Source organism: Pseudarthrobacter sp. SL88, from assembly GCF_026672455.1.
Lineage (GTDB): Bacteria > Actinomycetota > Actinomycetes > Actinomycetales > Micrococcaceae > Arthrobacter.
This window is the reverse complement of record NZ_JAPPRD010000001.1, coordinates 2,757,900-2,771,189: the sequence shown is the minus strand read 5'-3', so window position 1 is coordinate 2,771,189 and position 13,290 is coordinate 2,757,900. Positions and strand designations below refer to the sequence as shown.

Annotated in this window: 9 protein-coding genes, 2 pseudogenes and 1 riboswitch; of the genes and pseudogenes, 7 read left to right on the top strand and 4 right to left on the bottom strand. The window is 66.7% G+C overall.

All coding sequences use genetic code 11. The features are described from left to right. Positions 1–99: 99 nt before the first annotated feature. Positions 100–1,290, bottom strand: a complete 1,191-nt coding sequence (locus tag OVA06_RS12535) for an ROK family transcriptional regulator (RefSeq protein WP_056082089.1) — start codon at positions 1,288–1,290, stop codon at positions 100–102. A 169-nt stretch (positions 1,291–1,459) separates the two neighbouring features. Here OVA06_RS12535 and OVA06_RS12530 point away from each other — a divergent pair, with 169 nt between their 5' ends. Beyond that, positions 1,460–2,290, top strand: a complete 831-nt coding sequence (locus OVA06_RS12530) for a nitrilase-related carbon-nitrogen hydrolase (RefSeq protein ID WP_056082085.1) — start codon at positions 1,460–1,462, stop codon at positions 2,288–2,290. Positions 2,291–2,314: 24 nt separating this feature from the next. On the opposite strand, the gene OVA06_RS12525 is transcribed toward OVA06_RS12530, so the two are convergent. Then, entirely contained in the window at positions 2,315–3,982 is a 1,668-nt protein-coding gene (locus tag OVA06_RS12525; RefSeq protein WP_268158645.1) for a PucR family transcriptional regulator, read from the bottom strand. A gap of 104 nt (positions 3,983–4,086) precedes the next feature. On the opposite strand from OVA06_RS12525, the gene OVA06_RS12520 reads away from it, so the two are divergent. Beyond that, positions 4,087–5,589, top strand: coding sequence for an amino acid permease (locus tag OVA06_RS12520; RefSeq protein WP_268158643.1), 1,503 nt, complete (start codon positions 4,087–4,089; stop codon positions 5,587–5,589). Between the two features lie 72 nt (positions 5,590–5,661). Beyond that, positions 5,662–7,395, top strand: coding sequence for a flavin monoamine oxidase family protein (locus OVA06_RS12515; protein ID WP_261620762.1), 1,734 nt, complete (start codon positions 5,662–5,664; stop codon positions 7,393–7,395). On the opposite strand, the gene OVA06_RS12510 is transcribed toward OVA06_RS12515, so the two are convergent. Further along, entirely contained in the window at positions 7,392–7,910 is a 519-nt protein-coding gene (locus OVA06_RS12510; protein WP_268158641.1) for a gamma carbonic anhydrase family protein, read from the bottom strand. The two genes, OVA06_RS12515 and OVA06_RS12510, sit on opposite strands and share 4 nt — an antisense overlap. A gap of 82 nt (positions 7,911–7,992) precedes the next feature. Next, positions 7,993–8,853 carry a formyltetrahydrofolate deformylase gene (gene purU, locus OVA06_RS12505; protein WP_091718889.1) on the bottom strand — a complete coding sequence of 287 codons (861 nt, stop codon included), beginning with the start codon at positions 8,851–8,853 and terminating at the stop codon, positions 7,993–7,995. 43 nt (positions 8,854–8,896) lie between these two features. Beyond that, a riboswitch (ZMP/ZTP riboswitch) is annotated at positions 8,897–8,982 on the top strand. A gap of 146 nt (positions 8,983–9,128) precedes the next feature. On the opposite strand from purU, the pseudogene glyA reads away from it, so the two are divergent. From glyA to OVA06_RS12485, 4 genes and pseudogenes are all read left to right on the top strand, one after another. Further along, positions 9,129–10,429 (top strand): annotated as a pseudogene (gene glyA, locus OVA06_RS12500) (serine hydroxymethyltransferase). Between the two features lie 3 nt (positions 10,430–10,432). Continuing rightward, on the top strand, positions 10,433–11,335 hold the full coding sequence (locus tag OVA06_RS12495) for a bifunctional methylenetetrahydrofolate dehydrogenase/methenyltetrahydrofolate cyclohydrolase (protein ID WP_268158636.1): 903 nt from the start codon (positions 10,433–10,435) through the stop codon (positions 11,333–11,335). Positions 11,336–11,462: 127 nt separating this feature from the next. Then, the gene (locus tag OVA06_RS12490; protein WP_268158634.1) at positions 11,463–12,440 is read left to right on the top strand and encodes an ABC transporter ATP-binding protein; all 978 of its coding nucleotides are present in this window, start codon (positions 11,463–11,465) and stop codon (positions 12,438–12,440) included. Continuing rightward, positions 12,433–13,285 (top strand): annotated as a pseudogene (locus tag OVA06_RS12485) (ABC transporter permease). The gene OVA06_RS12490 and the pseudogene OVA06_RS12485 overlap by 8 nt, the downstream one beginning before the upstream one ends. The last annotated feature ends 5 nt before the right edge of the window (positions 13,286–13,290 follow it).

Genomic DNA, 13,290 nt, shown 5'->3' with positions numbered 1-13,290 from the left:
GTCCGGCCGGCAAAGCGCAGGGCCGTCTGATCCAAAAGTAAACTGGATCACAGCTATTGTCGTCAAGTCTTGAACGCAATTACCGGATAACGAAACGGTCTACATTTTCCGGATGCCCGCGTGCTGGAAGACCAGTGCTGCTGCACCGAGGGCCTCTGCCCGGTCGCCCAGGGATGACATGGTGAGGGTGGTGGTTTCGCCAATGACGGGCACGGCGTGCCGGACGAGGCCCCGCCTGATGGGGTCCAGCAGCAGGTCTCCAAGGCCTGCCAGGGGCCCTCCCACCACAATGACTTCCGGGTTGATCAGGTTGGCCACATTGCCCAGGGCGCGGCCCACGGACAGTCCGGCGTCATCCACCACGCGAAGGGTGGCGGGGTCGCGGTTAAGCGCCTTACGGACGATGTCCGCAGGGTTCAGCGGGCGGTCCTCACCCCGGCTCAGGAGTTCGATCATGGTGGTGGTGGACGCAATGGTTTCCAGGCAGCCCCGGTTGCCGCAGCGGCATACCAGGCCCTGTTCGTGGATGGTGGCGTGGCCGATTTCGCCGGTGATGCCGACGTTCCCGTAATAGGGTGCGCCATTGAGGATAAGCCCGGCGCCGATGCCTGATCCGATCTTCAGGAACATGAGGTTGCTGACGCCGGTGTGCTGGCCCCAGGTGACCTCGGACCATGCCCCCAGATTGGCGTCGTTATCAATGAAGACGGGGATTTTCAGTGTGTCTTCCAAGTGCTGGAGGATGTTGATCCCCACCCATTCCGGCAGGATGGCGCCTTGTGCCACTGTGCCGGTGCGGCGGTCGATGGGGCCGGGGATCCCGACGCCGGCGCCCACCACCGAGGAGCGTTCCGTTCCGCTTTCCTCGAGGAGTTTGGCGAGGAGGGCAACCGCCGCCCGGATGCCTTCCTCGGCCTGGTGGCCCAGCGGCAGCATGACCGATTCCTCGGCAATGACGTGGTAGCTCAGGGATGCCAGCACCACCCGCAGGTGCCGCCGGCCGAAGTCAATGCCTACGGCCACCGCACCGTTGCTGTTGAGCCGGACGTTAAGGGCCCGGCGGCCGGAGCTGGTAATGGGTTCGGTGGATGCCAGCCCCGAATCCAGCATGATTTTGACGATGTTGGACACGGTGGCAGTGGAGAGTCCGGTCTGCCTGGCGAGTTCGGCCTGGGTGGACGGTCCGCCCATGAGGCTTTCGATGATCCGCTGCTGGTTCAGTTGGCGCAGCGCGGATTGCGAGCCGGGGTTCTTGGGCTTGCTCTTCGTTGAGCGCGGGGTGGCGGACATGCTAAGAACATTGCCCTATCTGCACTCTTGTAGTCAAGAAGTTAACGCATGAGTCATCTGGTGCCTGGGCCGGAGTCGGTGGGTCAATTAGCCCGTCAAACCACAGCGGCGGTGCAGATGGTCCCGCAGGACGGCCCAGTGCCGTGGCTACGCTGGGATCAGGGTTTCCATGGTGGGCCCGTCCGGAGTAGAGAAGGTGGAAACAGTGCTGCTGGCACTCCTGCAGGCAAATGCCGATGTTCTTGATATTGACGCGAACTGCGCGGTGATTGACAGTGCGGCGCGGGACGCGGCGGCTGCGGGCGCGGCAGTCCTGGTGACCCCTGAGCTCTTTCCGGTGGGCTACGCCCCCCGCCGGGTCCGGGCTGCCCTGGATCCCGCGGAACTGCCTGGCCTCCACCGGCGGCTCGCCGGCATCGCCCGCAGCCACGGCATCGGGCTCGTTTACAGCTTGCCGCGGATCACGCAGCAGGGGGAATGGCAGATCAGTGCAACCCTGCTGGACACGGACGGCAGCACGCTGCTTGGCTACGGCAAGGTCCATCTCTTTGGCGCGGACGAACGTGCCGCTTTTGCTCCTGCCGCGGAACGGCCCGGCGTCGTAAATTTCCAGGGGATCCCCACCTCCATGGTGATCTGCTACGACGTGGAGTTCCCCGAAGCCGTGCGCGCGGCCGCCGCCGGTGGCGCTGAACTCCTCCTGGTGCCAACCGCCCTGGCGCATGGGTTCGACGACGTTCCGCAGATTTTGGTCAGGGCCCGTGCGCTGGAAAGCCAGCTGGCCATCGCCTACGCGAACCATTCCGGAGTGGAAGACGGCTGCCGTTTCCTCGGCGGGAGCGTCATCGCCGGCCCGGACGGAAAACTGCTGGCCGCGGCGGGGGAGGCGCCGGTGCTGCTGTACGCCGAACTGGACGCGGACGCTCCCCGCCGTGAGCGGGCCGGGGTGCCCTATCTGGCAGAGCGCCGCCCCGATGTGTACCGCAGCTGGGGCTCCTGACCGGTCACCGGCCTGCCGCGGCAGTCAGGTGCCAGGCGGGCTTACGGAGTCCACGAACTGAAGTGCAATCCATAGCTCGGCCCGGACAGAGGCCTGGCTGAAATCCGTGTCCAGCAGCGCGGCCAGGGCGTTGACCTGGCGCCGGACACTGTTACGGTGCAGGCCCAGGTCCTTGGCGGTTGCGTCCCAGTTGCCGTTCGCTCCCAGCCAGGAGCGCAGCAGCCCCAGCTGGCTGTCCCTGCGTTCCGGATCCAGCGCCATGACCGGTGCCAGCAGCCGGCGGGCAAGCATGCTGCCGGCTCCGCCGCCGAGCAGCCCGGCCACCGTCCATGCCTGCTCCTCTTCCCGTACCGTCCGCCCGGTGGCTATGACGCGGGGGCGCAGGGCACTTGCGTTACGGTACGCGGAAGGGAGGCTGGGGAGCTCGGCTGTTCCGCCAACCACCAGGCCCCAGCCCAGGCGCTCCACCTCGGCTACCAGCTGGTCATCCACCTTCAACCGGGTGATGGCAGCGAACCCGAAATCGGTAAGTTCCACCAGCTTCGTGTCGAAAAGCCTCCGCCACTGGAGCAGCTCCCGGACCGGCCCGTCCGCCACCGCGCCCTCCAGCCGGACACCCTGGACCACCCTGAGGGGGCCCGTCCGGGTACCTGAGACGCTTTGGGCCAGAAGGTCCCGGACGCTGTTCAGTTGCCGGGTGCTGCCGCCGGCGAGGCTCTCCGGGTGCAGCAACACCGCCGTGGCCAGCTGGCTGGGCGCCAGCGAACCGCTGGTCCGCTGCCGGACAAGAAGCTCCAGCAGCCCCACCACGGAGGAGACCACGCTGTTTTGAGCAGGCGTAAGCGGTGTGGCGGTGCCCAGGACCAGCCCGCCGAGGGTAGCGTCTTTGCTGCTGCGCAGGGGGTGGCCCACGGCCAGCACCTGGCCATTCCCGGGCAGCGCCTCGGTTTCCACCCGCGGTCCGCTGCCGGCAAGAAGCTTCCTGACCAGGGGCTGCACAGTGGAAAGTTCGACGACGGCTCCTGCCTTGGCGCGGACCTTTCCGTCCGGCCCGAAAAGGGCTGCCCATACGGGGACCTTTTGCGTGAGGGCCGCCAGCAGTTCGTGCTCCGGGCGGGCCGAGAGGACGGCCCTCATGAGGTGGCGGTTCGTTTCGGCCAGCTGGCGGAACGCCTGGGCGTTGCCCGATTCCAGCAGCTTGGAAAATTCCAGTCCAAGCGCAGCAAAGGGGATGCTGGCCGGGACTTCCACCAGCGTCAGGCCGCGGCGCCGGCACGCGGCTGCCACCTCGCCGGGTACGGTATCGTAGTACGGCTCCAATCCGAATCCGAGGGCGGCCACACCCGCAGCCACCAACCGGGCAACGTAGTCATCAGCCAACGCCGGATCCACCGTTCCTGGCCCCCGCGTGCGGGCGGCGTCCTCGCGCCCCTGGCCGCCGTGCCCGCTTCCCGTCCCCGCCTGAAGGAAGGGCAACCCCGCTGTGAGGACGAACTCGCCGTCCAGGAGGTACGGGGTGGGATCCCCGAGCTCACTTGGCTCCACCCAGCGGAGGGGTGCACCGCCGTTGCCGGCATCGTGGAGCACCGTGACACCGGCGGGCAGATTTCCGAGGAATCGGCCCAGTGTTACCGCGTCCTGCTCTGGAACGGCGTCGGGCGTCTCGCCGGAAATTGGTGCAATATGTCTCATGGGCTTTCACTATAGGTCACTTTGCACCCCATTGAGATGCCGCTCACACCCCTACGCTGGGGTGGGGAATCCAACCATCCACCGACCATGAACGGACGTCAACGATGACTGTGCCCACACTTCCAGGCCAGGCGACCGACCGCACTGACGGCCGCCCCTCGCTCGGCGCGCAGCTGCTCCGCCGCAAGCCCCTCGCACTTATGGCGGCTGAAGCGGACGCCGGCACCGGCGGACCCCGGCTGGTGCGGAGCTTCGGCGTGCTGCAACTGACCATGATCTCCGTCGGCGCCACCCTCGGCACCGGCATCCTGGTGATCCTGGGCGAGTCCGTTCCCCTGGCCGGCCCGGCAATCTGGATCTCGTTTGCGATTGCGGGCCTCGCCGCGTTGCTGTCCGCCGTCTCCTATGCGGAAATGGCAGGGCTGGTGCCGGTTGCAGGCTCCAGCTACTCGTACACCTACGCCACCATGGGCGAAGGCATGGCGTGGATCTGCGGATGGTGCCTGGTACTCGAATATGCGGTCTCGGTGGCCGCCGTCGCTGTGGGCGCCGGACAGTACGTCAACGAGGCCCTGGCAGTCTTCGGGTCCGTCCTTCCGGACGCGCTCTCACAGCCCCCGGGCGACGGCGGCATGGTTAACGTTCCGGCTGTGGTGATCGTTCTCCTCGCCACGGTCCTGCTGGTCCGCGGCGCAAAGGAAAGCGCCTGGATCAACACCGCCATCGTGGCGGTCAAAGTTGGCATCCTGCTGTTCTTCTGCGCCGTGGCCTTCACCGCCTTCAACGCCGGCAACTTCGATCCCCTCCTGCCCATGGGTGCCGCGGGCGTCTCCGCGGCAGCTTCCCGGGTGTTCTTCTCCTACATAGGCTTTGACGCCGCTTCCACCGCCGGCGAGGAAGCGCGCAATCCCAAGCGTGACCTGCCCCGGGCCATCATGCTCTCCATGCTCATCGTCACCTCCATCTATGTCCTGGTTGCCGTGGCAGCCATCGGCGCCCGGCCGTGGGGATGGTTCGACGGCACGGAGGCTGCGCTGGTGAAGATCCTCGAAGAAACTACCGGGCAGCCGTGGATCGCCCTGGTCTTCGCCGTAGGAGCCGTGCTGGCCATCGCCAGCATCGTCCTGACGGTCCTCTACGGACAGACCCGGATCCTGCTCTCGATGTCACGCGACGGCCTGGTGCCACAGGTCTTCAGCCGCGTCTCCCGCCGGACCGGGACCCCCGCTGCCGGGACCCTGATTGTCGGCACCGCCGTCGCGCTCACTGCCGGCCTGGTGCCCCTTGGCGCCCTGGCCGACGCCACCAGCATCGGCACACTGTTCGCCTTCGCCCTTGTAAATGTGGCGGTCATCTACCTCCGCCGTGCCCGGCCCGAGCTCGAACGTACCTTCCGGGTGCCGTTCTTCCCCGTGACCCCGATCCTTGGCGCCATCATGTGCATCTACCTGATGGCCAACCTCGGCGCCGACACGTGGATCACCTTTGGGGTCTGGATGCTCGTGGGGGTGGCTGCCTACTTCGGCTATGGCCGCCGGAACTCCAAAGTGGCGGCCCTCCGCGGCGGCGAACACCTGGACGTGCCAGCGGCCAGCCGCCAGTCCTGAGCCACGGCTCCCCGGCGACAATCCCGGACTCATTCAAACCAGCACGCAGCAAACCCTGAAGGCAGATATCCAATGACCACCGCTACCGAGCTTCCCGCCTCCGATCCGTCAAGCACATCAACGCTGACGGAGAACACTCCCCGGCATCCGGAGGAGCAAGCGGCACCCATCACCATGCTCAACCCGGACTTCCCGTTCAGCTACGACCATTACCTGGCCCACCCCGGCGGGCTGGGCTCGGTTCCGGATGAACTGCTGGGCACCGAAGTCGCCGTCATCGGGGCCGGGCTTTCCGGCCTGGTTACCGCCTACGAGCTGATGAAGCTGGGGCTGCGGCCGGTGGTCTACGAAGCGGACCAAATCGGCGGCAGGCTGCGCACCGCGGCCTTCCCCGCCGCGCCGGGCGTCGTGGCGGATTTGGGTGGCATGCGCTTCCCCGTCTCGGGCAAGGCCTTCTACCACTACGTGGACCTGCTGGGGCTGGAAACCCAGGACTTCCCCAATCCGCTGGCCGACGCAACGTCCAGCACTGTGATCGAACTCGCCGGCAAGAAGCACTACGCGGAAAAGCCGGGCGACCTGCCGCCGTTTTTCCGCGAGGTCGCAGACGCCTGGAAGGCAGCCGTCAACGACGGTGCGAAGTTCGGTGAGATGCAGGATGCCATCCGCCGGCGTGACACTGCCAGGATCAAGGAACTCTGGAACGCACTGCTCCCGCTGATGGACGAACAGACGTTCTACGGCTTTATCGCGGCCAGTGACTCCTTCAAGGCGGCAGGCTTCGCACACCGGGAGGCTTTCGGGCAGGTGGGGTTCGGCACCGGCGGCTGGGACACCGACTTCCCCAACTCCATCCTGGAAATCCTGCGAGTGGTCTACACGGACGCAGACGACCAGCACCGCTTCATCCGCGGGGGAGCGCAACGTCTGCCCGAGGCACTGTGGCAGCACGCGCCGTCGGACCTGGTGCACTGGCCCGCCGGCACGTCCTTGGCGTCGCTGCACTCCGGCTCGCCCCGCGGCGCCGTGGGAAAGATCAGCCGGGACCCGGACGGGAACCTGCGGGTCCGCGAACGGTGGGGCCGGGAGGCCAGCTACCCGGCAGTGGTGACCACGTGCCAGTCGTGGCTGCTGTCCACCCGGATCCACACCGAGGAGGCGCTGTTCCCGGCGGAGCTGTGGACGGCCATCGAACGCTCCCATTACATGCAGTCCTCCAAGACCTTCGTCATGGTGGACCGGCCGTTCTGGAAGGACATCGATCCGGAAACCGGGAACGAGGTCCTGTCCATGACGCTGACGGACCGGCTGAACCGTGCCACGTACCTGCTGGACAACGGCCCGGACCAGCCTGCCGTCATCCTGCTGTCGTACACCTGGAACGACGACGCGCTGAAGTGGCTTGCCCTCGACGCGGATGAGCGGGTGGAGCTGATGCTGCATTCGCTGGAACAGATCTACCCCGGTGTGGACATCGCGGGCCACATCGTGGGCCAGCCCATCACCGTCTCCTGGGAGGCCGACCCCAACTTCATGGGCGCCTTCAAGGCAAACCTGCCGGGCCAGTACCGGTACCAGCAGCGGCTCTTCACGCACTTCAAGCAGGACTCATTGCCCGAGTCCCAGCGCGGCATCTTCCTGGCGGGCGACGACGTCTCCTTCACCGCGGGCTGGGCCGAAGGTGCCGTGACCACCGGCCTGAACGCGGTATGGGGTGTCATCAACCACCTGGGTGGCGGTTCTGCAAACGGCAACCCGGGCCCGGGCGACCTGCTGGACGAGCTCGGCCCGATTAGCCTCGACTAACTGTGCAATTCGCGGTGCTTCGCCGCGAGCTCCACGTACCGTGACGCGTTGGCGCGGACGCCGTCGAACTCTTCCTCCGTTAGTTCCCGGCGCACCTTGCCGGGCACCCCGGCCACCAGCGAACGGGGCGGAACCACTGTTCCTTCCAGCACCACGGCGCCGGCAGCCACCAGCGAACCGGCGCCGATCACGGCGCCGTTCAAGACGGTGGCGCCCATCCCGATGAGGCAGTCGTCCTCCACGGTGCAGCCGTGGACGACGGCGGCATGCCCCACGCTGACCCGTTCGCCCACCGTGCACGGGAAGCCGGGGTCGGCGTGCAGCACGACGTTGTCCTGCAGATTGCTGCCGGCACCGACGGTGATGGCGGCAGTATCTGCGCGGACCGAGACGCCGTAGAACGCGCTGGAGTCCGCGCCCAGGGTTGCGTTGCCGATGATGGACGCCGACGGGGCAATGAACGCTGATTCGTGAACGGCGGGGGAGTGACCGCCGAAAGGGTATAGGGGAGCCATGGGTTCACCCTAAGCCACCACTGCACCCAACTGGGTAGCAGCAGATGTCGTTTTGAGGCCCCAAAACGACATCTGCTGCTACTTAGTTGAAGACCACTGTCCGGTTGCCGTCCAGCAGGACCCGGTGCTCGGCGTGCCACTGCACGGCCTGGACCAGGGTGCGGCCCTCGACGTCACGGCCCATCTGCACGAACTGCTCGGGAGTCCGGGCGTGGTCCACCCGGATGACTTCCTGTTCGATGATGGGGCCCTCATCCAGGGCGGCGGTGACGTAATGGGCGGTGGCGCCGATCAGTTTCACGCCGCGGGCGTGGGCCTGGTGGTAGGGCTTGGCACCCTTGAAGGACGGCAGGAACGAGTGGTGGATGTTGATGGCCTTGCCGGTGAGGTCGGTGCAGAGCTCATCAGAGAGGATCTGCATGTAGCGGGCCAGGACGGTCAGCTCGATGTCGTGCTCCGCAATCAGGGCGCGCAGCTTGTCCTCGGCCTGTTCCTTCGTGTCCTTCGTCACTGGTATGTAGTGGAACGGGATGCCGTAGAACTCGGCAAGCCCGGCCAGGTCCCGGTGGTTGGAGACGATGGCGGGAATCTCGATGGGCAGCGTGCCGGAGCGCTGCTGGAACAGCAGGTCGTTGAGGCAGTGGGCTGACGTGCTGGCCATGATCAGGGTCCGGACCTTGTCGCCCACGGTGTTGAGGCTCCACTGCATGGAGAAGGCCGCCGCCACCGGTTCCAGGGCTGCCCGCAGTTCGGACGCAGGAGCCGCGGTGGTGACCTCCACCCGCATGAAGAAGTTGCCGGTGGCCGGGCTGCCGTACTGCTGCGAATCCATGATGTTGCTTCCCGCCACCAGCAGGGCGCCGGCCACTGCGTGGACGATTCCGGGGCGGTCCGGGCAGGACAGGGTCAGTACATAGGCTTGGTTCAGCTGGTCTTCATTCACGCGTAATAGCCTACCCGCGCGGCAGGTGCCGGTTTTGGTAGGCTGGGAGCGTCGCAACTGGCGTTGGGTGGCTAACCACCAGGGAGCGGCAATCACGAAGACCACGGATCGTACGCCTGGGCCGAGGGTCATGTTTTGCCGGAATTGGGCTGCCCTGCGCCAGCGCAGCAGCACCATGCCGGGCGCTTTCACGCCCTGTCATCGAGGCGGTGCGGGAGCGCGCCAGCCGGTAGCCTGACCTTAGCAGTGCCCGTTTCCCTAGCCAGGAGTTTTTCGTGACTACTACAGCCACCTCAACCACAGCAGTGAGCAACCAGCCGCTGGCCGAGCTCGACCCCGAGATCGCGGCAGTCCTGGACCAGGAGCTTGGCCGCCAGCGCGGCACCCTGGAAATGATTGCCTCCGAGAACTTTGCCCCGCGCGCCGTCATGGAGGCCCAGGGATCCGTCCTGACCAACAAGTACGCCGAGGGCTACCCGGGCCGCCGCTACTACGGCGGCTGCGAATACGTGGACGTCGCAGAGCAGCTGGCCATCGACCGGGTCAAGGCCCTGTTCGGCGCCGAGTACGCCAACGTCCAGCCCCACTCCGGTGCGCAGGCCAACGCCGCCGCACTGTCCGCCATGATCACCCCGGGTGACAAGATCCTGGGCCTGTCCCTGGCCCACGGCGGCCACCTCACGCACGGCATGAAGCTGAACTTCTCCGGCAAGCTGTACAACGTGGCTGCCTACCAGGTGGAGGAAGACAGCTTCCGCGTTGACATGGACAAGCTCCGCGAGCAGGCCATCGCCGAGAAGCCCCAGGTCATCATCGCCGGTTGGTCCGCCTACCCGCGCCACCTCGACTTCGCAGCGTTCCGCTCCATCGCCGATGAAGTGGGCGCGCTGCTCTGGACGGACATGGCACATTTTGCCGGCCTGGTGGCAGCAGGCCTGCACCCCAGCCCGGTGCCGCACTCCGACGTCGTGACCTCCACCGTGCACAAGACCCTCGCCGGTCCCCGCTCGGGTGTGATCCTGGCCAAGGAACAGTGGGCCAAGAAGCTCAACTCCAACGTCTTCCCGGGCCAGCAGGGCGGCCCGCTCATGCACGTCATCGCAGCGAAGGCCGTGGCCTTCAAGATTGCCGGTACCCAGGAATTCAAGGAGCGCCAGGAGCGCGTCCTTGAAGGCGCCAAGATCATCGCCGACCGCCTGAACCAGTCCGACGTCGCCGGGAAGCCGGCGTCTCCGTCCTCACCGGCGGTACCGATGTGCACCTGGTCCTCGTTGACCTGCGCAACTCCCAGCTGGACGGCCAGCAGGCCGAGGACCTCCTGCACTCCGTGGGCATCACCGTCAACCGCAACGCGGTACCGTTCGATCCCCGCCCGCCGATGGTCACCTCCGGCCTCCGCATCGGTACGCCTGCGCTGGCTACCCGTGGCTTCGGTGCCGCCGAGTTCACGGAGGTCGCCGAGATTATCGCCACCGCCCTCAAGGCAGGCACCGGCACCGACGTTGAAGCCTTGCAGTCCCGCGTCGACAAGCTCGCCGCCGACTTCCCGCTCTACCCCCAGCACGAGCAGTGGTAACCAATGACTGAAACCACCACCGCACAGATCCTGGACGGCAAGGCCACCGCCGCTGCCATCAAGGACGAGCTGACCGAACGCGTGGCCGCACTCAAGGCCAAGGGCGTTACCCCCGGCATCGCAACTGTGCTTGTGGGCGCCGACCCCGCCTCGCAGCTGTACGTCTCCATGAAGCACAAGCAGTCCGTGCAGATCGGGATGAACTCGATCCAGCGCGAGCTGCCTGCTGACGCCACCCAGGCCGACGTTGAGGCCCTCATTGATGAACTCAATGCGGACCCCGCCTGCCACGGGTACATCGTGCAGCTGCCGTTGCCCAAGCACCTGGACACCGACGCCATCCTCGAGCGGATCGACCCCGCCAAGGACGCCGACGGGCTCCACCCGACAAACCTCGGCCGCCTGGTGCTCAACGTCAGCGGAGAGATCACCACTCCGCTGCCGTGCACACCCCGCGGCGTCATCGAGCTCTTGGAACGCAACGGTTACAGCCTTTCCGGCAAGCACGTGGTGGTGGTCGGCCGCGGCGTCACGATCGGCCGGTCCATCGGACTGCTGCTCACCAGGCGGGCTGTCAACGCCACGGTGACGCTGACGCACACGGGCACCAAGAACCTGTCGGAGCTGCTCAAGCAGGCGGACGTCATTGTGGGCGCCGCCGGCGTCAAGCACATCGTCAAGGCCGCGGACGTAAAGCCGGGCGCTGCCCTGCTGGACGTCGGCGTTACCCGGGAAACCGATCCGGAGACCGGCAAGAGCCGCGTCCACGGCGACATCGAGCCCACCGCCGCAGAGGTGGCCGGCTGGATCTCGCCGAACCCCGGCGGCGTGGGTCCCATGACGGTTGCGCTGCTGATGACCAACGTGGTCGAAGCCGCGGAACGCTCGGTCGAATCGGCCGGCTAGCCACGGGAAACGCGCACGACGGCGGCGCGGAACCTTTTGAGCGAAAGGTTCCGCGCCGCCGTCGGCCGTTAACTCCAAACTGCGAGTGCCCTTCCACATCCCCGGCACCTCAACTAGTGTGCGGAGGGTGCACAACGAAGCCTTCCTGCCGTCCGGCACCCGGTCCGGCAGCCCGCCGTCGCGCCCCATCGTCATCGCAGCCGACAACCTGACCAAGAAGTACGGCGACCTCGCGGCCGTCAACGGTATTTCCTTCTCGGTACCCGCGGGGGAGTCCTTCGGGCTCCTGGGCCCCAACGGCGCCGGAAAATCGACCGCGATGAAGATGATCGGCGGGGTCACCCGGCGCACCTCGGGCACGCTGGACATCATGGGCCTGGACCCGGACACGCACGGCCCGGAGGTTCGCGCGCACCTGGGCGTGGTGCCCCAGCAGGACAACCTGGACGAGGAACTGAGGGTCCGGGACAACCTCCTGGTCTACGGCCGCTACTTCGGCCTGCCCATGAGCTACCTGAAACCCAAGGCCGATGAGTTGCTCGAATTCGCGCAGCTGACCGACAAAGCCAGATCCAAGGTGGACGCCCTGTCCGGCGGCATGAAGCGGCGCCTGACCATCGCCCGGTCCCTCATCAACGAACCCCGCATCCTGCTCCTGGACGAGCCCACCACCGGGCTGGATCCGCAGGCACGGCACATCCTGTGGGACCGGCTGTTCCGGCTCAAGGAACAGGGCGTCACGCTGATCCTCACCACCCACTACATGGACGAGGCCGAGCAGCTGTGCGACAGGCTGATCGTGGTGGACAAGGGGCGGATCATGGCTGAAGGGTCGCCGGCGCGGCTGATCCGTGAGAATTCCACCCGGGAAGTGGTGGAGCTGCGCTTCGGCTCCGAACGGAACACCACCATCGCGGCGGAGCTGGACGGCATCGGCGAACGCCTTGAGGTGCTGCCGGACCGGGTACTGATTTACGCGGACGACGGCGAATCAGCCCTTGAGCAGGTCGCTTACCGCGGCCTGCGGCCGCTGACCTCGCTGGTCCGGCGGTCCTCGCTGGAGGACGTGTTCCTCCGGCTGACCGGACGGAGCCTCGTTGACTGACGCACGCGGTGTACGACCGCGTGCCCTGCAGGCCCACGGACCCGAAGCCGCCGCCGCCAGGGCGCGGCGCTGGGGAGCCTTCTACTACGCGGAGCAGGTGCTGCGCGTGATGAAGGGCTACAGCTGGTCCATCGTAATGTACAGCGTGGGCCAGCCCGTGGCCTACCTGTTCGCCATGGGGGTGGGACTGGCCACGCTGGTGGACGGGCAGGGCGGCGCAGCCTTCGGAGGAGTCAGCTACCTTGCGTTCATCGCCCCCGCGCTACTGGTGTCAGCCGGTGTGATGACCGCAGCCAACGAATTCACCTTCCCGGTAATGGACGGATTCAAGTGGCGCCGCACCTACTATGGCCCGCACGCGTCGCCGCTGACCCCCGGGCAGATCGCGGCCGGCCACATCATGGCCGTCACGCTGCGCCTGCTGCTCCAGTCCGCCATCTACTTCCTCGCCGTGGCACTATTCGGCGCTTCGCCGTCAGGCTGGGGCTGGGCAGCCATCCTGGTGGCCACCCTGACAGGACTTTCATTCGGTTTGCCGCTGATGGCCTACTCCGCCTCCATCACCGAGGACAAAGGCCAGTTCGCCCTGGTGATGCGGTTCATCGTGATGCCGCTGTTCCTGTTCTCGGGAACCCTTCTTTCCCTTGGACACCCTTCCGCTGGCCGTGCGCTGGATCGGCTGGATATCGCCCATCTGGCACGGTACCGAACTGGGACGGGTCCTCAGCTACGGCTACCAGGAACCGCCGCTGCTGACGCTCCTGCACCTCGCCGTCCTCGTTGGCCTGGCGGCGCTCGGCTGGACACTGACCCGCCGCCGCTTCGCCCTGAGGATGGGACAGTGAGCACC